Source organism: Anaeroglomus insulsum, assembly GCF_050689095.1.
GTDB classification, from domain to species: Bacteria; Planctomycetota; Phycisphaerae; order Sedimentisphaerales; family Anaerohalosphaeraceae; genus Anaeroglomus; species Anaeroglomus insulsum.
Window position 1 is genome coordinate 65,193 of sequence record NZ_JBOGCL010000010.1, and the last position, 22,619, is coordinate 87,811.

At 51.9% G+C, this 22,619-nt stretch carries 19 protein-coding genes; 15 read left to right on the forward strand and 4 right to left on the reverse strand.

The window, feature by feature from the left end; all coding sequences use genetic code 11:
• Position 1: 1 nt before the first annotated feature.
• Both ACQ9LF_RS09905 and ACQ9LF_RS09910 read left to right on the forward strand, forming a co-directional pair.
• Positions 2-1,276 (forward strand): hemolysin family protein, encoded by a 1,275-nt coding sequence (locus tag ACQ9LF_RS09905; protein ID WP_462489238.1) that lies wholly within the window; start codon positions 2-4, stop codon positions 1,274-1,276.
• Positions 1,273-2,337: a CNNM domain-containing protein gene (locus ACQ9LF_RS09910; RefSeq protein ID WP_462489239.1), complete on the forward strand. Its 1,065-nt coding sequence runs from the start codon at positions 1,273-1,275 to the stop codon at positions 2,335-2,337. Before ACQ9LF_RS09905 ends, ACQ9LF_RS09910 begins: the two co-directional genes overlap by 4 nt.
• Here the strand turns inward: ACQ9LF_RS09910 and dacB are convergent.
• Positions 2,306-3,712 carry a D-alanyl-D-alanine carboxypeptidase/D-alanyl-D-alanine endopeptidase gene (gene dacB, locus ACQ9LF_RS09915; RefSeq protein WP_462489240.1) on the reverse strand — a complete coding sequence of 469 codons (1,407 nt, stop codon included), beginning with the start codon at positions 3,710-3,712 and terminating at the stop codon, positions 2,306-2,308. The genes ACQ9LF_RS09910 and dacB overlap by 32 nt on opposite strands.
• A gap of 430 nt (positions 3,713-4,142) precedes the next feature.
• Here dacB and ACQ9LF_RS09920 point away from each other — a divergent pair, with 430 nt between their 5' ends.
• From ACQ9LF_RS09920 to ACQ9LF_RS09965, 10 genes are all read left to right on the forward strand, one after another.
• Positions 4,143-5,099 carry a dihydroorotate dehydrogenase electron transfer subunit gene (locus ACQ9LF_RS09920; RefSeq protein WP_462489241.1) on the forward strand — a complete coding sequence of 319 codons (957 nt, stop codon included), beginning with the start codon at positions 4,143-4,145 and terminating at the stop codon, positions 5,097-5,099.
• Positions 5,100-5,104: 5 nt separating this feature from the next.
• Complete coding sequence (locus ACQ9LF_RS09925; protein ID WP_462489242.1) at positions 5,105-6,037, forward strand: dihydroorotate dehydrogenase; 933 nt, start codon at positions 5,105-5,107, stop codon at positions 6,035-6,037.
• Positions 6,038-6,099: 62 nt separating this feature from the next.
• Complete coding sequence (locus ACQ9LF_RS09930) at positions 6,100-6,399, forward strand: hypothetical protein (RefSeq protein WP_462489243.1); 300 nt, start codon at positions 6,100-6,102, stop codon at positions 6,397-6,399.
• A gap of 11 nt (positions 6,400-6,410) precedes the next feature.
• Entirely contained in the window at positions 6,411-6,710 is a 300-nt protein-coding gene (locus ACQ9LF_RS09935; RefSeq protein ID WP_462489244.1) for a DUF167 domain-containing protein, read from the forward strand.
• 11 nt (positions 6,711-6,721) lie between these two features.
• Complete coding sequence (locus tag ACQ9LF_RS09940; protein ID WP_462489245.1) at positions 6,722-8,410, forward strand: tetratricopeptide repeat protein; 1,689 nt, start codon at positions 6,722-6,724, stop codon at positions 8,408-8,410.
• A 17-nt stretch (positions 8,411-8,427) separates the two neighbouring features.
• Positions 8,428-9,276, forward strand: a complete 849-nt coding sequence (locus ACQ9LF_RS09945) for an AsmA family protein (protein ID WP_462489246.1) — start codon at positions 8,428-8,430, stop codon at positions 9,274-9,276.
• Between the two features lie 45 nt (positions 9,277-9,321).
• Complete coding sequence (gene mnmA, locus ACQ9LF_RS09950) at positions 9,322-10,377, forward strand: tRNA 2-thiouridine(34) synthase MnmA (RefSeq protein ID WP_462489247.1); 1,056 nt, start codon at positions 9,322-9,324, stop codon at positions 10,375-10,377.
• Between the two features lie 4 nt (positions 10,378-10,381).
• Positions 10,382-11,416, forward strand: coding sequence for a glycosyltransferase family 9 protein (locus ACQ9LF_RS09955; RefSeq protein WP_462489248.1), 1,035 nt, complete (start codon positions 10,382-10,384; stop codon positions 11,414-11,416).
• 61 nt (positions 11,417-11,477) lie between these two features.
• A complete protein-coding gene (gene lpxD, locus ACQ9LF_RS09960; RefSeq protein ID WP_462489249.1) occupies positions 11,478-12,509 on the forward strand; it encodes a UDP-3-O-(3-hydroxymyristoyl)glucosamine N-acyltransferase in 1,032 nt (343 codons plus the stop codon).
• A complete protein-coding gene (locus ACQ9LF_RS09965) occupies positions 12,502-13,344 on the forward strand; it encodes an LpxI family protein (RefSeq protein WP_462489250.1) in 843 nt (280 codons plus the stop codon). The genes lpxD and ACQ9LF_RS09965 overlap by 8 nt, the downstream gene beginning before the upstream one ends.
• Before the next feature lie 14 nt (positions 13,345-13,358).
• On the opposite strand, the gene ACQ9LF_RS09970 is transcribed toward ACQ9LF_RS09965, so the two are convergent.
• Complete coding sequence (locus ACQ9LF_RS09970; RefSeq protein ID WP_462489251.1) at positions 13,359-14,567, reverse strand: glycosyltransferase; 1,209 nt, start codon at positions 14,565-14,567, stop codon at positions 13,359-13,361.
• Between the two features lie 189 nt (positions 14,568-14,756).
• Between ACQ9LF_RS09970 and ACQ9LF_RS09975 the strand changes: the two genes are divergently transcribed.
• Entirely contained in the window at positions 14,757-16,127 is a 1,371-nt protein-coding gene (locus ACQ9LF_RS09975; protein WP_462489252.1) for a lipopolysaccharide kinase InaA family protein, read from the forward strand.
• On the opposite strand, the gene ACQ9LF_RS09980 is transcribed toward ACQ9LF_RS09975, so the two are convergent.
• Together ACQ9LF_RS09980 and ACQ9LF_RS09985 are read right to left on the reverse strand one after the other, a co-directional pair.
• Positions 16,113-17,489 (reverse strand): hypothetical protein, encoded by a 1,377-nt coding sequence (locus tag ACQ9LF_RS09980; RefSeq protein WP_462489253.1) that lies wholly within the window; start codon positions 17,487-17,489, stop codon positions 16,113-16,115. The genes ACQ9LF_RS09975 and ACQ9LF_RS09980 overlap by 15 nt on opposite strands.
• A gap of 267 nt (positions 17,490-17,756) precedes the next feature.
• Positions 17,757-18,383: a cobalamin B12-binding domain-containing protein gene (locus tag ACQ9LF_RS09985; RefSeq protein WP_462489254.1), complete on the reverse strand. Its 627-nt coding sequence runs from the start codon at positions 18,381-18,383 to the stop codon at positions 17,757-17,759.
• A gap of 408 nt (positions 18,384-18,791) precedes the next feature.
• Here ACQ9LF_RS09985 and ACQ9LF_RS09990 point away from each other — a divergent pair, with 408 nt between their 5' ends.
• Entirely contained in the window at positions 18,792-20,882 is a 2,091-nt protein-coding gene (locus ACQ9LF_RS09990) for an FAD-binding protein (protein ID WP_462489255.1), read from the forward strand.
• Positions 20,883-20,885: 3 nt separating this feature from the next.
• A complete protein-coding gene (locus ACQ9LF_RS09995) occupies positions 20,886-22,556 on the forward strand; it encodes an electron transfer flavoprotein-ubiquinone oxidoreductase (RefSeq protein WP_462489256.1) in 1,671 nt (556 codons plus the stop codon).
• Positions 22,557-22,619: the final 63 nt, after the last annotated feature.

The window sequence follows — 22,619 nt, forward strand, 5'->3', positions numbered from 1 at the left end:
CGTGAGTTTTCTGGTTGACAATTTACTGCGTTTTCTGGTCATGCTGGGGCTGCTGTTTTGTTCGGGTTTTTGTTCGGCTGCCGAGACGGCCTTTTTTCACTTGTCACCCCGTAAGGTCGGAGGTTTTGCCAAGTCGTCCAATCGGTTGGAGTGGTTAACCTGGCACATTCTCCAAAATCCGAATCGGCTGTTAACCACCCTGCTGTTCTGCAATATGCTGGTCAACATTCTGTTTTTTTCCCTTGCCGGAATTACCACAGTCCGCCTGCAGGAATTTTACAGCCACACGGCGGCAATAATATGGGCGATCACCGTATTTGTTTCGCTGCTGATTTTTGGCGAAATGCTGCCCAAGGCTTTTGCGTATGCCAATGCCTATGCAATGTGCCTGACCGCGGCTGTGCCTTTTTATTTTTTGATCAAAATTCTCACCCCCCTGCTGGCAGTGATTGATTTTCTCCTCATAAAACCGGCCGTTCGACTCTCCGCTCCAGTCACGCACGCGGGCCAAACGAAAGAACCGGTCACCCTGAATCAGCTTCGCATCCTGCTGGACCAGTCCGCCCGCAAAGGACTCTTGACTCAGGATGAAAATCTGCTGCTGCTGGAAGTGTTGGAGCTTAGTCTTCTGAAAGTCCGTCATGTCATGCGGCCCCGGGTGGAAATGAAAGCCTGTTCAATCCACTCCAGTCCTGCCATGGTGCAGGAGATGATGTACCAGCACCGGCTGCGTCAGATTCCGGTATATACAGACAGCATCGATTCCATTGTGGGAGTCATTCACTTTCAGGACCTGCTGATCAACCCGAATAAGCCCATCGAACAGCTGGTCAGGCCGGTGTACTTTGTGCCCGAGCAGAAAAACGTGGAGTCGCTGATTACCTTTTTTCAGCATAACGCCATTGATATCGCTATCGCTGTCGATGAATATGGGGGCATCGCGGGACTGGTAAAACTGGATGATATTGTCGATCAGCTTCTGGGAGCCGATGAACAACAGCAGCAATGCAGCGTTCCGATCCAGCAGATCGGCCCCATGACCTATCGTCTGTCGGCTCGTCTTCCCATTTTGGACTGGGCTGAAGCCTTTGGCGTGGATCCCGAACAGATCCGCTTAACGACTATTGGCGGTCTGGTAACCGCCCTGCTGGGACGAATCCCCAAAAACGGCGATATTGTAACCTGGCAGAACATGAAATTCACGATTGAAACCGTCAAAAACAATCGTATTGAAAGCCTGATTTTGTCCCTGGAACCCCTGGTCGCAAAACCATGACAGAAATCGCCCTGCTTATATTTGTGATTGTGATGTTCCTGTGCAGCGCCTTCTTTTCCGGCGTGGAAACGGGCATCTATCGGCTCAGCCGCTTTCGTCTTCGCCTGGGTGTCGAACAGGGAAGAGCGTTTTATAAGCAACTATCCACCGCGATTGCCGATGGTCAGGGATTGATTTTGTCGCTTTTGCTGGGCAACAACATCGTCAATTATCTGGCGACAAGCGGGCTGACCTGGTGGCTGCTGTCGTATCTGAAAGATGAAAACCTGGCGGAATTCTACACCACCATCATCATGACCCCCACCCTGTTTATCTTCGGGGAAATACTACCTAAGAGCGTGTTTTTCTATCGAGCCGACAGCCTGATACGTCCCCTGGCCCCGGCAATATGGGGTATATGGCGGCTTTGTACCCTCAGCGGGGCTGTTCAATTGATGCGGCTTTTATTCCGGGTCTTTTCCCGGCTGTTCCGAATTGCCGTCGATACGGCTGCTGCCGTCGATATCACCCAGCGCAGCCAGGTTCGTCAAATCTTTCAGGAAACACGTGACGAAGGTCTGCTGACGTCCATCCAGAAAAACATGATCCAGCGGCTGATGAACATTCCCGAAGTCTCTGTCGGAACCGTCATGGTGCCGATGAACAAGGTCGAAATGGCAGAAATCAACAGCAATCGCAGTGCCTTACTGGCTATTGTCGCACGATGTCCGCATCGCCGCATTCCGGTTTATGAAAAGGATCGCAGTCACATTCTCGGTTTTATCGATATCTATCAAACGCTGGGAGCCGGGGTGGAATTCGAAAACCTCAGACCGTTCGTGCAGCCCCTTGTCCGTATGGACATGTCCACTTCCGTACTGGACGCCATTTCCATCATGCGGAAAGGGCCGCATCGGATTGCGGTCATCACGGCATCCCAGGCAGGTCTGCTGGCCGAGCAGAAAAAACCGCTGGGGATATTAACCCTCAAGGACCTCGTTGAAGAACTTACCGGTGAACTGGCCCGCTACGAAATCGCTTCTGAGCAATCTAAAACTTCCGGTCAAAAATCGACTTTGTAATCTCGTTAATCCAATTACGCGTCAGACCGTTTCCGTCTTCGGTTAAAATGCTGAATAAAATGTCCCCTGAGGGGGTTTTGCATATTCCGCTGAATGCCCGAACACCCGAAATATAACCTGTTTTTCCCAGAATCCGTCCGCGATACTGCGGCTCCTGAAAATACTTGGACGTCGTGCCGTCTTCTCCGCCAACCGACAGGCTGCTTTCAAATATCGCCCAGTGGGGACCTGCATACAGGTCCCTGAGCACCGACACAAGAATCCGTGTCGTCAGCCGATTATTTCGGCTTAGTCCGGAACCATCGTCAAGTACAAAATGATTGGGATCTGCCCCCAGCGAACACAAATAATTGCCCGCAAGCGTCAGACCGTGAGGCCATTCCCCGTTGATTCGGCCTTCGGTCTGTTCAGCGGAAATGGTCTTGATCAGTGATTCGGCTGCCAGCCCCAGGCTGTCCTTGTTACTGCGATAAAGCACATCCGTCAGCGGGGTTTCAAACGTATGCAGAATCTGCAGGCCCGGATCCTGTTTTACATATTGTCCCAAAAGACCGCCTTGCACTTCGATCCCCTGGGCCACCAGACGCTCTTTAAGATGCCATGCAAAAAAAGCCGCCGGTTTTTCAATGGCCACATCAAAACTGGTCGCTCCGCGAAGATTTCCTTTGATTATCAAGACATTCGGTTTGGTGTTACGATAAGCCCCCAAAGCACTGCTGCCGCTGCCGACAAGCCGGACCTGGTTAATAAAAGTCAAAAAGGACGTGCTCGGTTCGGTTCCCAGAACAACCTTGCCGTTCTGATTTTCTGCGGTAATGCGTATGCAGTTGTTATTATAGTTAATACCGCTGACCTCACAGGCATACCATTGATTGAGCTGATCAGCAGGCCAGGCCGGATGGACGCGATTATTATCAAAGAAGCTGGCATCCACAATAATATCCCGTATTGACGTGATATGGTTCTTTTTCAGCGTTTCAGCAATCGTATCCATAACCCAACCGGCCTTGCGGTTGTAGCGAGCATCTAGCGTTGGATCCCCCAAAAGCGGGTCGCCTCCGCCCACAATCACAAGACTGCCATTGAGCAGCCCCACTTCGGTCTTAAAGACATAATCCGCCCCGAGATAATGAATCGCCGCTGCGGTGGAAACCAACTTCATATTGGATGCAGGCATAAACGGGGTGTCCGGATTCCGCGCAAAGAGCTGTTTGCCATCGGCAGCATTTACAGCAAGAATGGAATATCTGGTTTTTTTCTGGGCCGAATCGCGAAGAACCTCATCAATCGGCTTGGATACCGCCGCCAGACAAGCACACCAGCAACACAGCCATAGTCCTATGCTCAATCTAAAATATGTGTGGCTTACTATCATTACTCAATTCCAATCCGTTTTCTTTACTGGGGATAAACTCCCCCGGCATTCCATTTTGACTTGGGATTTGCATATACCACAGACAAAGAGGCTCTTCAAGAGGGATGCCTGTTTTTTCAAATTCACCACGCGGATTAAAGGCCTCATCCAATGTGATATATCATATTGCCAGATAGAGAGTTATATGATTTTTTGCAATCCTTTTTGTAAATTCTTTTTTGCTCCCGTTGTTGACATCATCTGGGGGGGTTGCTATACTTAGTGCCCATTAGGAATCCAGAAGGTGAAAACCAGAAAAAATGGAAACAGAACAATAAACGGTCATCAGAATATTGGCGGCTTTCTTTGCCGTGGCGGGCTTCCGGAATGTCAGTGGATGAATATTCCGGGAGCTTTTTTTATTCATTAACCTCTTATTTAGAAAGAGCTTATGAGCTTTTCAGATAAGCAATCGCAAGCCAAGGGGATGTTTTGGGCAACGGTTCTTAGTAACCAGCAAATTCGGACCTGTTATAACCGTTTGATAATCGAACTCGGAAGCGAAGCCGTACCCTTTTTTCAATCCGTTGTTCCCGGCCAGTTCGTCATGCTGGATTTGACTCAGACCGCCCTGCCCGCTCAGGAAAAAATCCCAAACGACCTTAAAGACGCCGTGAAAAGACAGCTTATTTTACGCCGGCCATTCAGTTTTTCAGATGTTTCCGTCAGCCAGGGGGAAAACGGCCCTGTCGTTAAGCTTGAAATCATGTATTGCGTGCTGGGGCCATCAACGGTTCGCATGACCAGCCTGTCAAAAGGAGACAAAATCAATGTCCTTGGACCTCTTGGAAATGGCTTTAATATTCTGCCAGACAAGGAGTTATCGATTTTGATTGCAGGCGGTATGGGAGCCCCCCCGCTTCTCCATCTGGCCTCAGTTTTAAAGAAACAGCCGACAAGAATATGTGTTTTTGCGGGGGCAAAAAGCTGTGACAACCTGCCGTTTACGATTCGTATTGGAAACATCACCGGTCTTGTATTGGAAGAATTTTGGCAATTAGGGGTCGATTGTCATATTGCTACCGATGATGGTTCTGCTGGTTTCAAGGGCTATGTCACCGAATGCGTGGAACAATGGCTTAGCAAAAACCAATGGGATCCGGCCAAGACGGCAATTTATGCCTGTGGGCCCGAGGTAATGCTCGCTGCAACGGCCAGATTGGCGTTCAAACATAACCTACCCTGCCAGGTCAGCATGGAGCGAATGATGGCCTGCGGGATAGGATTGTGCCAAAGCTGCGCCATTGAACACAAAACTCCCCAGCCGCAGCAGACCGAATATAAGTTATGCTGCAAAGAAGGTCCGGTATTTGATGCCCGTGATGTGGTTTTCAGCAAGGAAGGATAATGCTGATGGAACAGACTGTCGATGTAAGCATCCAATTTGCAGGCTTGACGTTAAAAAATCCCGTCTTTACCGCATCAGGCACCTGCGGCTATGCGGACGAATTGTCGGATTTTATAGACATTGGTTCGCTGGGCGGCTTTATCACCAAAAGCATTTCGGTCCTGCCGCGTAAAGGCAATCCAACGCCGCGCGTCGTTGAAACCGATTCCGGAATGCTCAATGCTATTGGGCTGGCTAATCTGGGCCTGGAACGGTTTCTGATCGAAAAAATCCCCATCATTCAAAAGCTCAAAACGGCCGTTTTTGTCAATATCGCAGGCCAGACCATCGAAGATTATGTCCGTGTAACAGAACGTCTCAGCGAGATCGACTGCATCGCAGGTTTCGAACTGAATATCAGTTGTCCCAATGTCAAACAGGGCGGCATTACCTTCGGAACAGACCCTCATCTGATTGAACAAATCACCCGTGCCGTCAAAGCTGTCTGCGGCAAAAAGCCGCTGATGGTCAAATTAACTCCCGCGGTTACGGATATTACCGCAACCGCCAAAGCTGCAGTGGCCGGCGGAGCCGATGCGCTGAGCCTGATTAACACATTCACTGCGATGGTTATTAATATCGAAACCCGAAAACCCGTATTATCCAACCGTACCGGAGGTCTGAGCGGCCCTGCCATCAAGCCCATTGCTGTGTATCTGGTCAACCGTGTCTATCAGGATGTCGGCAAACCCAATAAAATCCCCATTCTTGGGCTGGGCGGAATACGCACGGCGTCCGATGCCATCGAATTTATGATTGCCGGTGCAACCGCCGTGGCAGTGGGAACCGCAACATTTAATGACCCATCCTGCACAACAAGAATAATAGACGGATTATATCTGTATTGTCAGAAACATGGTATTCAACGGATTTCTGAACTGACCGGCAGCTTGCGATAGGCTTGATTATCTGGTATATTTTAACAAGCCAATGGCTGGATAATAAACAGGAAATAGCCGATATGGATATTATAAAAATCTTGTATGATTATTTTCCGACGTCTGTATATACAGGTAACAGCCTGGTATTTATCAGCGAGGACTGGCGGGTCGAGCTGAAGGAATATAAAAATTCCAGTTTCTCAGCCACTTTAAAATCCGTCCCCATCGTTCGAGTCAAGGTTTTTAAAAAGGCATTAAATGGAGAATTTCTGCCGGGCCATTACGAAGATTTTCAGATCGGCAACGTCGGTGAACTGGCCGCTCAGATTGAACGCTATATCCAGTTTTCCATCGGACAGAATCTGCGGGAAAATGTCTGAGCCGCACGGCTATGCCAATATTCTCTGATACCAAAGAAGGTGTGCTGTTTACCGTCAAAGTCGTGCCCGGCAGTTCGCGAACACAGATTGCAGGACCGATGGGCCAGATGCTGAAAATCAAGGTCGCCGCGGCACCGGAAAAAGGTAAAGCCAACGATTGCCTGATTGATTTCCTGGCAGCGAAGCTGGGGATTCGTAAACAGGCGATTGCAATTGTGTCCGGACAGACCAGTCCCGTCAAACAAATCCGGATTGAAATGATGACCGCGGAGAAGATAACACGGCAATTGGGAATTGCACAGAACCAGTAACCGATTACGCGATGAAAAAAAATCGATCCATTTTGATTTTGCTGGCGGTGCTTCTGGCTGCGCCTGTTACCCTGGCTGTCACCTTAGCCAATGATGGCAAACGCGGGCTGTATATGTCCTCAATTGAAGGGGTGCTGCGGCTGCCGGATGAAGAAATCGATCTGGCCACCGCGGCCCTGCTGCTGTCGCGGGAATGGGGCGCCAACAAAACCCCGACGATGTACCGCAGCAAAATCGACGATATGGCCGAGGAGATCCTTGCCCGCATGAAGGAAAAACGCATCCCGGCAGATTATCGTGCCATCGACATCATCAATCAATATCTGTTCAAGGACCTCGGTTTCGCTTCGCTGGAAACCGCAGACAACCCGGACGATTTATTTCTGCACGTCGTCCTGGAACGCAAACGCGGCTACTGCCTGAGTCTGTCGGTATTGTATCTGGCCATCGCCGAACGCATCGGCTTGCCGGCCTATGGCGTGGTTGTGCCGGGGCATTTCTTTGTCCGATATGACGACGGCAAAAAACAATATAATATTGAAACCACCTCCGGCGGAGCCATCGCAGCCGACAAACATTATCTGGAAAAATTCCCTCCGCCTTCGGGTCGAGAGTCGCTCTATTTTAAAACTCTGACCCCCAAACAAACCCTGGGGTGTTTCTTCAATAATCTCGGCAATAGTTATGCCGATCGGGGACAGCTTGATTATGCCTTTGAGTATCTGGTCAAGGCCGTTCAGATTAATCCTTCTCTGGCCGAAGCTCACACCAATCTCGGTAATGTCCTGCTGCGTCTGAAACGTCCCGACGAAGCAATTGCCCAATACGAACAGGCCCTCTCGATCCTGGGGCCTGATGCCACCAATTACAACAATATGGGCAATGCCTACCTGCAGCTGAGCCAGTACGAGCGTGCCAAAGGACTGTACCTCAAGGCCCTGAAACTCAAAAAGGATTTTGTGGATGTATATCGCAATCTCGCTCAGGCCTACCAGGGACTCGGGGAGCTTGACAAAGCGCTCGCCCAGATGCAGGCTGCGGTGGTCTTGAAACCCACCGACGCCCAGAACTTCCTCTATCTGGCACAGCTCTATCGCAAAGCAGGACGCATCGCCCAGGCACAGACAGCCTTCTCCAAAGCCCTTGACCTGGACCCGCAATTGGCTTCCGCCTATACAGGCCTGGGCAATCTTTCCCTCGACCAGAAAGACTTCTCCGGAGCGGTCAGCCGGTTCCAGCAATCCCTGTCTATCCGTCAGGATGATGCCGAAGCATGGTTCGGTCTGGCCCTTGCCATGCACTATCTGGATCGGACCAATGACGAAATCGAGGCCTACCGTCAGGTTTTGCTCATCGACCCGACCCAGTCCGCTGCCCTGCAAAATATGGGAAATGCCTATTTAAAACTGCAGCAGGCAGACCAGGCGGCCCAATGCTATGCAAAGGCCATCCAGATCGATCCGGAAAACGCGGATTTGTATCACAATTTGGCGGTTGCGTATGCCAACCAAAAAGCGTATAATAAAGCCATTGAATCGTACCGGACTGCATTGTCCCTGAGTCCGGACAATGGAGCCATCCATAATGGGCTTGCGATATGCTATTATCTCAGCGGGGACAAAGCCTCCGCCAGAAAACATGCATTAGCCGCCCAGAAGGCCGGGGTGACGGTTCAGCAGGAATTACTTCAGGATAAATAAAACGAAAGGAATCTGGGATGAAAAAAATAATAATCGCAGCAGGTATCATACTGGTCCTTCTGGTCGTCTTGGTCTTTGTCTTATTCACCCTGTTTGGAGGCAAAGCGATCAAATTCGGTGTTGAGACCGGCGGTACAGCCGCCCTGAAAGTGCCGGTCAGCCTGCAGGATGCGAGCCTGTCTATCCTCGGCGGAAAAGTTGAGCTGGCGGGTTTAAATATTAAAAATCCCGAAGGCTATCAGCACTCAGACTTTATGTCCATGGGAAAGGCCGCTGTGGTATTGAACACCAAAAGCCTGCTCAGCGATACGGTCGAGATTCAGAAAATCCAGCTGGATGATATCCAGTTGACCATCGAACAGAAAGGCCTTTCAGAAAATAACCTGCAGGCCATCCTTAACAATTTACCCCAATCCGACAAGCCTGCCGATACCACCACCGCATCCTCGGGCAAAAAACTGGTCATTCGGGAACTGGTTATTAATGGGGTCCAGGTGAAGGCCAAACTGCTGCCGATTCCCGGCAAAGCCGACACCGTTACTTTAAAAGTCAATCCCATTATCTTAAACGACATCGGCAATGATAAACCGGTCAATACCGCCGAACTGACCGCTAAAGTTCTGACCGCCATCGCCGGCGGCGTTGCCGAACAGGGCAAAGACCTCCTGCCGCTGGACATGATTGATTCCATCGGCAAAGGACTGGCTCAGCAGGGTCAAAAAATCCTTGAAAATGTCAGCGAAGCTGGCAAAGGAGTCCTCGAGGAAGTCGGCAAGACTGGCGAAAACCTTCTTAAGGGAGCCGGCGATGTAGGCAAAGGCGCCACGGATGCTCTCAAGGGAATCTTCGAACAGAAAAAAAATTAAGCCTTGGCCAGATAAGTCTGTATTTTCTCCGGCAGAATCTGTAACATGTCAGCAGCACAAACGGTCTTTGTCGCAGTCAGCGGAGGTGTGGACAGCGCCGCCACCGCTGCGTTGCTTTGCCAGCAGGGTTATCACTGCAGCGGCGTATTTATGATCACCCACGACGGCGGACAGACTGCTCAGGCCGACGCTGAACAAGTGTGCCGCACCCTCGGCATCGAATTGCATGTCCTTGATTTCCGTCGTGAATTTGATGAAATTATCGATTATTTCACCAGCGAATATCGTCAGGCCCGTACGCCCAATCCCTGCGTCTTGTGTAATCGCCTGATGAAATTCGGCAGGCTTTGGCAATTTGCAGCCTCCCATGGGGCGGATTTTATCGCCACCGGCCACTACGCTCAAATTCGCCGTATAAACGGCATGCCTGGTCTCTATCAGGCACAGGATGCCGGCAAAGACCAGTCCTACGTCTTGTCAATGATCCGCCGCGATACCCTGAACCACATCCTGCTGCCGATGGCAGAGTTAACCAAAGATAAAACCCGCCAGTTGGCTGCTCAGTTCGGCCTGCACATTCACAGCAAGGCCGACTCTCAGGAGATATGCTTTATCCCGGACAACGACTATGCGGGCCTGCTGCGACGACTCTGCCCCGACATCCAACGCCCCGGCGACGTCGTCGATAAAAATGGTACGCTCCTTGGCCGCCATGAAGGCATTTTTCAGTACACCATTGGCCAGCGGCGGGGCCTGCGAATCGCCATGGGCGAACCTGTCTATGTCGTCGGACTGGACAGTCAGACCAACACCGTCATTTTGGGACCTCGAGAAGAGTTACTCAGCACCGGCTTGACCGCCGCACCTATGAACTGGCTGATAGATATCCCGCTAAACCCTTTCAAAGCCATGGTGAAAATCCGTTACAACCATCAGGGAAGCCCCGCGACCGTGTATCCCGAAACGGACTCCGTGCGGATTGTGTTTGACCACCCTGTCTCTGCGGTAACGCCGGGCCAGGCTGCAGTCATTTATATCCCCACTGAATTGGGTATGCAGGTTGCCGGAGGAGCCTGGATCAACAACGCCTTCAGGGAATAACATCATGCCTCGAGACTATGACTCACAACAAACCGTTCGTCAGGCAGCAATTATCCATCCCGGAGCCATTGGCGATTGCGTTCTTATTTTGCCGCTGGCATCGTTTCTGAAGAACACGCTTGGCTATTCACAGGTCCATCTGATTGGGCGAACCGATTATATCTCATTCTATCCCCGCAGAACCTGCATCGACCGTGTACGCTCGATGGAACAAATCCAATTCCATAGACTGTTCGAGTCCGTTGATGAATTTACTGTCGAACAAAAAGATCGTCTCATCATGGCCTTTGCTGATTATGAACACGTCATCAGCTTTCTTGGTGATGGCCATGATCATTTCGAACAAAATCTCCTGTTTACCATCCATTGCAGTCACGCCGGCGAAGTCACGATGCTGCCGATGGCCCCCACCAGCCCTGAACATGCTGCTTCATTTTACATCCGTCGGTTTGTGGAATCGAATGCCCTCGAGCATCCACTTCCCCAACACCCGACTGAGATCCTGATTCGCCCACTTCCCGAAGACCTGCAGGAAGGCAATGATCTGCTTGAGGAATTCGGAGTTCCGGAGTGCCGTGTCTGTCTGATTCACCCCGGCAGCGGCGGCAGACACAAATGCTGGTATCTCGACAATTTCCTTGCCGTTGCCCGGTACCTGCGCACCAAACAAATTCAACCCGCTTTTCTTCTCGGCCCGGCCGAACAGGAGCGCTTCAGCGAAGATGATTTGCACAAATTACGTCACACAGGGCCTGTCATTTCAAATATTAGACTTGAGCAGGTACTCAAAGTCCTGTTCTGTGTGGATGTTTTTCTCGGTAATGACAGCGGTATTGCCCATCTGGCCGGCGCGATGGGCAAAAAGAATGTGGCCATTTTTGGCCCTACAGATCCCGCTGTTTATAGTCCAATAGGTCCTGAATCTACTGCTATCGTATGCCCTTCCGAAAGCTTCCAGGCAGCCTCCTCACAAGCCCAGCAAGAGGTTGTCGATGCAATCGATAGACTTTTGACCCCAAAACCGTCGCAAAATCATTGACGCTCCTGCCAAAACCGCTATAATCTCCATAAATTTCGAATAATAAACAGGATACAACTGAATGCAGAGTAAAACATTACAGGAATTAGCCGCCCTCGTCGGCGGTAAAGTGATTGGCGACGGCACCATAACCATCCATGGTGCATCGACACTCGATAAGGCTGGCCCCGGCCAAATTACCTTTTACAGCAATAAAAAATATTTGCCGCAGGTGAAGTCAACCAGGGCTTCGGTAGTGATCGCTTCGGAACCAATAGAATCTCCAGCTGCCCTGCTGGTTACTGAAGACCCTTACTATGCCTTTATGCAGATTGTGGTCTTACTGTATGGCCATCGCAAACATCCTGTCACTGGCATCAGCAGCCAGGCATCCATCGACAAAACCGCCCAGTTAGGAGCAGGATGCAACGTGCATCCCTTTGTTTCCATCAGCGAAAATGTCATTATTGGTAAAAACTGTCAGCTTTATTCCGGTGTATTCATCGGCCCCAACGTAAAAATCGGAGATGATTGTATTCTCTATCCGAATACCGTAATTTATGACGGTACCATCATTGGCCACCGCGTCATTATTCAATCCAATGCCTCAATCGGGCAGGATGGCTTCGGGTTTGCCACCCATAAGGGGATCCATCATAAAATCCCGCAAATTGGCAGGGTTATTCTGGAAGATGATGTGGAAATTGGCTCCGGTTGTGCCATTGAGCGAGGGACTCTTGATGATACCGTTATCGGCAAAGGCAGCAAAATTGGGGACTCCGTCGCCATTGGCCACGGCACCAAAATCGGTCCATATTGTCTGCTTGTGCCCCAGGTCGGTGTCGCAGGGTCGGCCACACTCGGCCACCACGTAGTGCTTGGCGGCCAGGTCGGCGTGGTCGGTCATATCAAGGTAGGCAATCTTGTCAAGGTGGGTGCCAAAGCCGGCGTTGTCAACGATGTCCCGGATGGCGCAACGATTGTCGGAACCCCTGCCATTGATGCCGGTATCGCACGCAGGGCCTATAGCCTGATTGAATATCTGCCCGAGATGAAAAAGAAAATCAAGGAACTGGAACGTAAACTCGAAAAGCTGAGCCAGTCAGGTGACTGAGTCATCGCAGCACATTTTAGGTTTGATTGCCGGCCAGGGCCGTCTGCCGTTTCTGGTGGCTCAGGGAGCCAAAAAAGCCGGCCTGAAAGTGATCTGTGCCGGCCTGGCTGACAGTGTCGAGCCGGAACTGGCTCAGTATGTCGATGTGTTTTTTAAAGCGCCCATCGCTCGTCCCGGCGGATGGATGCGAAAACTCCGGCGCTATGGTGTCCGGGATACCATTATGGTAGGCCGTGTCGCAAAAACCAAAATCTATACACCATGGCGGATCGTAAAATATCTGCCGGATTGGCGTGCCCTGCGGATATGGTACTGGAGACTGCGAAAACAGGATAAACGCAACGATTCACTGCTTAATGCCATTGCTGATGAACTGGCTAGCGGAGGAATTATTTTGGTAGATTCGACTTTATATTGCAAAGAGTCCATGGCCGACGAAGGCGTGATGACGCGAACCCGCCCGCCGGCTTCGGTTTTGGCGGATATTGAATTCGGCTGGCCCATCGTTCTGGAAGTGGGCAGGCTTGACATTGGTCAGGCTATTGCTGTCAAAGAACGCGAAATCATCGCCGTGGAGGCCATCGAGGGGACCGCTGAAATGATTCTACGGGCCGGACAGCTCTGCAAAAAAGGCGCCTGGACCTTGCTGAAGTCTGCCAAACCCAAACAGGATATGCGATTTGATGTCCCCTGCATCGGCCCCGATACCATCCAAAGCCTGGCCCAAAACAAGGCCTGCTGTGTTGTGGTGGAAAAACACAAAACCATTATCATTGATAAACAGAAAACCCTTGAACTGGCCGACCAGCTCGGAATTGCTGTCGTCGGACGCTGAGTCATTCCAAGGTCTTAATGTTCAACGACCACATCCAGCGGTCCGTTTATCCGATAGCGTATCCCACGCCAGCAGATGGTGTTTCCAACAGCCGAGCTGAGAATGCCGATTAGAAAAATAATCCCCCACACCCAGAACAAAAGTATATCCGCCCAGATCGCCGCTCGCATGGCTTTTTGGTCTTTGACCAGCAATTGACAAATCATCCGCTGACGAATGACGGCTCGAAGAAATTGTGCCAGCAGAATGGCCGCTGCAGCCGCACTGAAGAACGTGGCATTTTTATCCTCAACATGCCGGGCAAAAGCCGCAACCCCAATCATCAGCCATAGCCCGCCCACACTGAACAGGATACTGAATAATCCGAACAGCCAGGTACGAAGAGCATACACACGGGTGATCAGAAATTGCCGACGAACAAATTCAAATAACTTCGGCCACGTTGTGATTTCATAGGATGCCACCATACAGGACGGCACATAAATCATTTTTTGGCCGGCCCGACGAACCGCACAGCTCAGCGTCAGGTCATCACTGATGGACCGGGACCAGATGCGTTCCAGATCCAGTTCTCGGAATGTGGATACCGGAATGGCCATGGAACCGCCCCAGGCATGGTTAAACCGCGTATTGCCCAGAACCTGTCCCACCACAGCATTAATACAGGATAATGCAAGTGTTGCCGTGTTGTTGGCCTTCGGCACGAACCACCGATATCCGCTGGCTGCACCTTTTTTGCCGGAATGGAACGGATAGACAATATGACTCAGCCAGTCGTTGTCAGCACAGGCATCTGAATCGGCAAAGACCAGAATCTCGACATCCTCCGGTATCTGGCGATAGCAATACAGCATATTGTGCAGCTTCTGGCTGCAGCCGCTGGTTTTGCCGGCCACAAACACCCGGATTTCCTGAGCGGACGACTGGCAACGATTGCTATCCAGGATTTGATTCAGGCGATGGTAAGCCGGGTCCGACGTGTCCGACACCACAAACCACAGCCGGTAAGGCTGATAGTCCTGATGAAAAAAGGACAAAATATTCTGTTCAAATGCCGCATCCAGCCCCTTGCACGGCACAATAATAACCGCTGACGGACGATACCAGTCACGGATTTTTTTGGTTTTTTTCTGCGCGTATCGGGCATTGCTGAATACCTGGAGAGTAATCAGCAACTGTCCAGCCAGTAAAATACATGCGATTACGAAAAAAAGATCACTCATACACGTCCTAAATAACCCATTTGAAACCAGTGATTATAATCAAATTGTTCCCGTTTTCCACTAATATTCTTCTGCCGATTGTCTGGCCTTCAGCATATCCGGCCTTGACTTAACAGACCGTCTGTGTTAAAAAACGCACAATGTTGCCGCCCCCAGATACGAGCGGACAACCCCTATACAGGATGTTTCATGCAGACAGCCGAAAACCTGCCACAAATCACGGTGTATCCCGCCGGTCAGCGCACCGGCGGCTTCATTTGCCGGGAATGCCGCCTGATTCGCGAGGTGCCTGGCACGCGGCGGATATTCTCCGCCCTCTGGCAGGAGCAGCCGGTGATTCTCAAAGTGTTCAGTCGCCGATTCAGCGCCTATCGCCATGTCATACGGGAATGGAACGCCCTCCAGAAATTACGGAATCTGCAAATTCTTCGTCCAGAACCCCTCTTTTACGGCAAAACCGACCAGGGGGACTGGGCCCTGGCTACAGAATATATCCCCCATGCCGCCGATGTCTTTACCCTGTTCCAGACATCCACCGATCGCAGCAAAAAGGAACAACTCCTGCTGTCGGTTATCAGCCAATTGGCGCATCTGCACATCCATGGCATTCTTCAAAAAGATATGCATCTGGGCAATTTTCTCTGGGCGGACAACCGCATCTATATGCTGGATCCCGCTCAAATCAAATTTTATGATCAGCCCGTCACCATCAAAAAAGGCTTTGCACAACTGGCTATGCTCTGCGTGAACTGGCCGGCCGATGATGAACCGCAGATGGAGGTCTTCATTCGCAAATATTGTGCTGTTCGCGGACTGACCACACGACCCTGGCTAATCGAAAATATCCTGTGGAAGATTCGAGCCCAGCGAAAACACGTGATTGCCCGCTCCCTCAAAAAAACACTGCGAGCCAGCAAACGCTACCTGGCCCTCAAAACCGCAGCATGTCGCGGGGTGTTTGTCAAAGACCTGTTCGACAGCCGCCATGCCGCCGAGCTTCCGTCTCAGATTGATTTATGGATGAGCCGCGGTAAAATACTCAAACGCGGCAATACCTGTTTTGTGGTCAGCATCGAACTCAACGGCAAGACCGTGGTTGTCAAACGCTATAACCACAAAGGATTTTGGCATTCGCTCCGTCAGACTCTCCGGGGCAGCCGGGCCAAACGCTGCTGGCTGCACGGCCATCGCCTCAACTGGCTCAATATCCCCACCGCAGCCCCGCTGGCATTTATCGAAAAACGAAAAGGCCCGCTTCTGTATTGTTCCTATATCATCAATGAATTCGTCGAAGGCCAGAAGCTGGATCACTACCTGAATGACGTCTCCATTCCCGAAGAGCAGCAAATCCAGATGATGGGGCAGGTGGACAAGATTCTCCAGCAGATGGAATTATACCGTATCACCCACGGCGATCTCAAACGAGCCAATATCATTATTACGGCCAACGGGCCGGTCATCATTGACCTGGATTCCCTCAAAGTCCATCGCTTCGGATTTCTCTTTGGCTATTATCGCCGCAAAGATCTCGCCCGCATTACCGACTCACTGGGCGGATAATTTCTTGTTTGATCTTCGCCCAATCAGCCTGACTGCAAGCCACACCACAAACACCCCGCACAAAATCTGAATCTGACGCCAGGCCAGGTGATCCACCACCGCCTGAGCAGAGGCCTGGCCGGCAAGAATATTCCGATGAACAGCATCCTGAATCTGGTTGACACCCTCGGATTGAGTTAAGGCTTGCAAATCCGACATCAGCAAACGCAGCTCCCGCGTCGCGTTCTGTATTTCTGTGGCAGCCTTTTGAATATCCTCCGGCCGAATCGGCTCTGAAGTCGATGGGGTGGATGACGATTGCTCAGAAATCGCCTGCCAGACGCGAAGGGTTTGGGTGGTGGAATCCGCCGCAAGCTGCCAGCTTGATGCGGCCTGCTGCAGGCTGGCGGCGGTGGTATTCAAAGAATTGGATGCCGCCTCGACCAGACGTAAGGTGTCCTGTATCGATTTTTGTTTCTGTTCCACCTGGTCAATTAGAATACTCAACTCATTACGGACATCCTCAGGCAGTTTTTCGGCCAGATCCACGAGCTGACGGCTGTTTGCATTGAACGCTTCCATATGTTGCAGCAGCGACCGGATCATCTCACTGCTCTGTAAGTCATATAAAAACAACAGCATCTCCCATCGCACCGACTCCGGCATGGCGTTGAGAATATCATTAAAACGATTGGCTGAATCGGTAAACCGGTCGATGGCAACCGCGGTCTTATCCACGCCTTCCATCGCCCGTATCGGGGCCATAGGGATACTCAAAACCTTCTTGAATGGATTGAATGTCTCGGTTTCTGAGCTGGTCGCATACACCACCAGATTTCCCATCGTCCCCTCAATGGGATTGTCTTTGGCAAATTGATAGACGTGACGGCGGGTTTCCTCGAATAAATCCGGCGGTAAGTAAACACCTGCAACTCGTTCAATCTCATCGCGGGCCTGCTGCACTGCTCTGCGCAATGCCGGCTGAGTCTGCCGGTAAAGGGACTGGCCCTGACCTTCATCGAAATAAGAGCATAAACGTACACACAATTCCCAGTTTTCAACCAGGCCAACCACCGGTGAAGCGGCATCGGCAAAGGTTCGTATCGCACTCGATAACCGGGTATTGACAAGCAAATTCGTCCGTTTGGTGTCTAAATCCGGATACTCCTGCTCGATTTGCGCCGTGGCTTGCTTGATAATCTGGATAAACATATCTTCAAAACGATCCAACTCGTTTTTCAGCGCTTCCTGGTCCAGCGAAGGGGCAACGATATCCGCCCGAATGGGCATGGGACGAGGACTTTGCAGGCACCCCTGGCATACGCATAACAGAGTCATCAGCAAGCCAAGTATGGTCTTTTTTGCTTGGGTCACATGTGTCATAATACTCCCTTTCAATGTCCCGGCACAATAAAGGGTATGGCAGGCCTTGTCAAGCTTGCCCCCACAGAGAACACAATACCTTCACCCTGCCGACCAACGGAACAAACAAGGATATCTGCAACGAAAACGCTCTTGCGAAAAATAAAGGGTGGCTCTAATTACTTTTGAGCGGCAAAGAGACGTTCCTTGCACATGGGCAAGGAAGGCAAAACCGCCCCCTAAAGATTTCTTTGTCCGCCAAAATGAACGATTAGAGGAACCCTGAAGTTAATTCAGCAGGCTTTTGGCAAGGTCCACCGCACTGGCCGCATCCGGTGCATACCCGTCAGCGCCGATTTTATCAGCATAGGCCTGCGTGACGGGAGCTCCCCCAATCATCGTCTTGGCCGTAAGCCCCGCCTCCTTAATCGCACGAATCGTTTTTTCCATCGCCGGCATGGTGGTCGTCAGCAGCGCACTGAGTCCGATGATCTGCGGATTGCTCTCTTTGGCCTTGGCAACAAATTTCTCCGGCGACGAATCGACCCCCAGATCAATCACTTCAAATCCCGCCCCCTTGAGCATCATCGCCACCAGATTTTTGCCAATATCGTGCAAGTCGCCCTGAACAGTACCCACCAGGGCTTTACCCAGCGGCTTGACCCCGGCTTCGACCAGTTTGGGTTCCAGGACTTCCATCGCCATCTTCATCGCCCGGGCTGAAATCAGAACTTCCGGAATGTAAACCTGGTTGGCCTTGAATCGTACGCCGATAACATTCATGCCCGCGATCAGCCCCTCGTTCAAAATGGAAGCCGGCGGCACGCCTTCGCTCAGGGCCTGCCGCGTCATCTCCACGGCGGTTTTCTGGTCCCCCTTGATGATTGCTTCGCTCAACGCTTTAAGATCTGCCATACTTTGTTCCTCGTTTCAAGTCAACTCTGGTACATACAATCTTCGACCCGGATGCACCGCATCCGGCCCAAACACGCTATTTCCGTCCTTTTTGTACTATGGAAGTATCGAAATTTCAAGACCTTACATCCAAATCAGGGCATTTTCCTCCAAGATTAGCAGAATATGGCAATTTTCTGGTAATTTTATGACAGTATCTTGCGTCAATCAATCTGAATTGGAATCCCGTAGCCCGCACAAGTCTACCGGGATTCCCCAAGGTGTACAGATGAAAACCAGGTGATGTTCAATTTTGTCCAGACAGAGGATTTGTTGTTGACGACAGCCCCTGGTGAGACTATGTTTAACCCTCTGTCGGACATACGGAATTATAAATCGGTAACGCTACTTCAATACTTAGGATAAGCGATGAGTCATTATATTGTACTTGTCAAACAGGTGCCCGATGTATCACAGATTACGGATAATGCGTTCGACCCGAAAACGGGCAACCTCATCCGCACCAAACTGCCCAGCGTCATCAACGAGCTGGATGCCCAGGCACTGGCGTTCGCCAACCACATGAAACATATCGCCGGCGACGACCGGGCCAAAATCATCGCCTTGACGATGGGGCCTCCGATGGCTGCCGAAGTACTGCGATACGGCCTGAGCCGCTGCTGCGATTCGGCAGTCCTGCTGACCGACAGAGCTTTAGGGGGAGCCGACACCTGGGCCACAGCCAATCCGCTGGCTTTTGCCGCCCGGAAAATCGTCCGTGAAATGCTCGATGGATCGGATGATTATTTCATCGTCGCCGGCATGCAATCAGTCGATGGCGATACCGCTCAGGTCCCTGCCCAGATGGCCGAAGAAATGAACATCCCCTGCATTCCGTATGCCACTGAGGCTGAATTCAAAAATGGCCAGTTTATTTTCACTCGTATTATCAGCGGCGGCAGCCAGGTCCTTCGAACCCGCAGCAAGCCCTGTATCATCACCGTCGCCAAATACGAATACCCTCTGTTTGCCACCTTCGCCGGAACCCGTCGAGCCAACCAATTCAAGCTCATTCAATGGGGGGCCGAGGATGTCAAGGCTACGGCGATGGGCGTCGCTGGCTCAAAGACCCGTGTAATCCGCGTCTTCCCTCCCGGCAAGACCTCCCGCAAATGCCAGCAGGTCAATACCGTAGCCGAACTGGCAGCGATTCTCAAAGAAAAACTCAGCTCCGCAGACACCGGCCAAAAGTCCGGCACCAGCAAAGCCAGCACCTATATCCTGCCCGAGCTGCGTTCCTATAAATTCGACCGCTCCTTTGAAGCAACGGAAAAAGAAAGCGAAGACTATATTGCTCTGGCCAACCGCCTCAAAGAACTGGGCATCCAGGAATTATCCCAGATTGACGAGGCCATGAAAGAGAAAATCCTGGACAGCAAAAATGTCCATTTCCACAGAAAAACCCTCGACGACATGCTCGAAGGCTATAAACACACCCAGACCACTTACTCCGGCGACGTCTGGGTCATGGCCGAACTCGAACACGGCCAGATTCACCCGGCCACCTTCGAATTGACCGGCAAGGCCCGTGAACTGGCCGACAGCCTCAATGTCCGCTGCGGCGTCATCCTGGCAGGCTATCAGGTCAAACCCATGGCCCAGGAACTCATCGCTGCCGGCGCCGATGATGTCTATCTGATTGACAACCCGCTGCTGGCCGAGTTTGACCCCTTCAGCTATCGCAAAGCCGTTGCGGACGTCATTCAGAAATACAAACCCCAGATCGTCCTGTATGGGGCAACCCCTGCCGGCCGGGTTCTGGCCCCCATGGTTTCATATCGTGTCGGTTGCGGCCTGACCGCCGATTGCACCGGCCTGGACATCCGTGACAGTTCCCGCAAGGGACAAATCGCCGTCCTGATGCAAACCCGCCCGGCTCTCGGAGGCAACGTGATGGCCACCATCTGCACCAAAGACTCCACCTGCCAGATGGCCACCGCTCGCCCCGGCGTCATGCAGCGGCTTCCAGCCGATCCCAAACGCACCGGCAAAATCATCGACCATCCCGTCATCCTGACCGAAAAAGACCTAAGCCTTGACATCATCCGCACCGAACTGGGCCATGGCAAAGTCAATTTCGAAAGCGACATGATTATCAGCGGCGGCAAAGGCATGCAGAACCGTGATAACTACGACAGCCTGCTGAACAGCCTGTGCGACTGCATCAAAGACACCTTCAAGGTCACTGTCGAAAAAGGCGCAACCCGCACCGCCGTCGAGCAGGGCTTCGCCGAACGCATTCGCCAGGTCGGACAGACCGGCACTGCCGTCGGCCCCAAAGTCTATATCGCCATCGGAATCTCCGGCGCCATCCAGCACATGATCGGCGTCGCCAATACCGAAACCATTATCGCCGTCAACACCGACCCGCACGCGCCCATTTTCAAACAGTGCGATTATTACATCATCGGCGGCGCTGAACAAGTCATTCCGGAACTGGTACAGGCAATCAAAGGATAAATCGTGGAAAAGGAAAATTCATATAACAAAGTATCGGTTTTAATTGTCGGCGCAGGTCCGGCCGGGCTGTCCGCCGCCATGACCCTCAAAAAGGCTAAACCCCAACTGGATGTTGTTGTCATCGACAAAGCTCAGGCCCCCGGCAACCACAACCTGTCCGGCGCTGTGCTCGAACCGGCTGCAATCGCCAAGCTCCTCGACCCGATTGATTCGCAATGGGCCCAAACGGATGCCGCCAGGGACGTATTGCTGTCCCGGGTGGATAAAGATGATGTCCTGTTCCTGCTGGGCAAAAACAGAGCCTTCGGCATCGAATGTGCCATCAGGATGGCCAAAAAACTTAAGCTCGGCTTCGGCCAGATGTCCCATCACAATGATTATATCTGCTCGGTCAGCAAACTGACTGCCTGGCTTTGCTCCATCGCCCAGAAACTCGGCGTGGAAGTCCTGCACGGCTTTGCCGCCCAGGATATCCTCTGGGATAGTACCTCGCATATCGCCACCGGTGTCAAGCTCGTCGATCAGGGCCTCGATAAAGAAGGCCGAAAACAGCGAAACTATCTGCCTGGTGAAATTATCCACGCTAAACATATTCTGCTGGCCGAAGGCTGTGACGGCCTGCTCAGTGAAACCTTCATTAAAAAAGCCGGCCTCAAACGGCAGGGCAATCAGCTTTATTCCATCGGTGTCAAAGAGCTTATCAAAGTCAGCGATGCTCAATACCAGAAATTTGGCCCGGGCCGCGTCGTGCACGCCATGGGTTATCCCCTCTGGACACCGCTGATTGGCCCTGCGATGTTCGGCGGCGGCATCATGTACCCCATGGGCGGCAACCATATCGCCGTCGGAATGATTGTCGGGCTGGACTATAAATATTGCGATTTCAATCCGCAGGATGCCCTGACCCTCTTTAAGGAACACAAATTTGTCAAGCAGTTCATCGAGGGCGGCACCGTCACCGAAGCCGGCGCCAAGATGATTCCCGAAGGCGGCCTGTATGCCCTGCCGCGCGATCCGGCAACCCAGGCTATCGGACGATCCAATGTGGCTCTCCTGGGGGATAGTGCCGGATTTGTAAACATGCTCAAAATCAAAGGCCTGCATAACGCCATCTACTCCGGCATGGCCGCCGCCCAGGCGGTTGCCGAAACCCTCGACACCCCGCAGATGCTGGCCGGAACATACACCCGTCTGCTGGAACAGACCTCCGTCCTCAAAGAAATGGACGCTGCCAAAAACTTCCGACAGACAGTCGCTCGCTTTGGCCCACTCCAGGGAATGCCGCTGTCGGTACTGGGTGGGTTGCTGCCCAAATTCCATATTGAGCCGGATTATCAGGAAATGACCACCGCACGTTATCGGCTCAAACCCTCTGTCAAGTTTGACAAAGACACCTTCACCGCCATGGCTGCCACTCATCATCGCGAACAGGAGCCTTGCCACCTGCTCATTCAGGACGAAACGATCTGCATCAACCAGTGCTGGCCGAAGTTCGGTGCCCCCTGTATTACTTTCTGTCCGGCCGGCGTTTATGAAACCGTCCACAATCAGGTCAAAGCAGCCAACCCCTCCAACTGCCTCCATTGCAAGACCTGCCAGCGCAAGTGTCCCTTCGACAACATCCGCTGGACAGTCCCCGAAGGCGCCGGCGGCCCTCGCTACAAAACCATGTAAATAGCCTTTGAAACCTCGTATATGGGCGGACCTGTGTGTCCGCCCATTTTATACCGATCCTGG

Excerpts from the sequence above, each read along its gene's own strand:
- ACQ9LF_RS09940 (WP_462489245.1), top strand. The coding sequence starts at position 6,722 with ATGAAAAAAAATCGATCCATTTTGATTTTGCTGGCGGTGCTTCTGGCT.
- ACQ9LF_RS09990 (WP_462489255.1), top strand. The coding sequence starts at position 18,792 with ATGAGTCATTATATTGTACTTGTCAAACAGGTGCCCGATGTATCACAG.
- ACQ9LF_RS09935 (WP_462489244.1), top strand. The coding sequence starts at position 6,411 with ATGCCAATATTCTCTGATACCAAAGAAGGTGTGCTGTTTACCGTCAAA.
- ACQ9LF_RS09975 (WP_462489252.1), top strand. The coding sequence starts at position 14,757 with ATGCAGACAGCCGAAAACCTGCCACAAATCACGGTGTATCCCGCCGGT.
- ACQ9LF_RS09955 (WP_462489248.1), top strand. The coding sequence starts at position 10,382 with ATGCCTCGAGACTATGACTCACAACAAACCGTTCGTCAGGCAGCAATT.
- ACQ9LF_RS09910 (WP_462489239.1), top strand. The coding sequence starts at position 1,273 with ATGACAGAAATCGCCCTGCTTATATTTGTGATTGTGATGTTCCTGTGC.
- ACQ9LF_RS09925 (WP_462489242.1), top strand. The coding sequence starts at position 5,105 with ATGGAACAGACTGTCGATGTAAGCATCCAATTTGCAGGCTTGACGTTA.
- ACQ9LF_RS09970 (WP_462489251.1), bottom strand. The coding sequence starts at position 14,567 with ATGAGTGATCTTTTTTTCGTAATCGCATGTATTTTACTGGCTGGACAG.
- ACQ9LF_RS09945 (WP_462489246.1), top strand. The coding sequence starts at position 8,428 with ATGAAAAAAATAATAATCGCAGCAGGTATCATACTGGTCCTTCTGGTC.
- ACQ9LF_RS09930 (WP_462489243.1), top strand. The coding sequence starts at position 6,100 with ATGGATATTATAAAAATCTTGTATGATTATTTTCCGACGTCTGTATAT.
- ACQ9LF_RS09980 (WP_462489253.1), bottom strand. The coding sequence starts at position 17,489 with ATGACACATGTGACCCAAGCAAAAAAGACCATACTTGGCTTGCTGATG.
- mnmA (WP_462489247.1), top strand. The coding sequence starts at position 9,322 with ATGTCAGCAGCACAAACGGTCTTTGTCGCAGTCAGCGGAGGTGTGGAC.
- dacB (WP_462489240.1), bottom strand. The coding sequence starts at position 3,712 with ATGATAGTAAGCCACACATATTTTAGATTGAGCATAGGACTATGGCTG.
- ACQ9LF_RS09985 (WP_462489254.1), bottom strand. The coding sequence starts at position 18,383 with ATGGCAGATCTTAAAGCGTTGAGCGAAGCAATCATCAAGGGGGACCAG.
- ACQ9LF_RS09920 (WP_462489241.1), top strand. The coding sequence starts at position 4,143 with ATGAGCTTTTCAGATAAGCAATCGCAAGCCAAGGGGATGTTTTGGGCA.
- lpxD (WP_462489249.1), top strand. The coding sequence starts at position 11,478 with ATGCAGAGTAAAACATTACAGGAATTAGCCGCCCTCGTCGGCGGTAAA.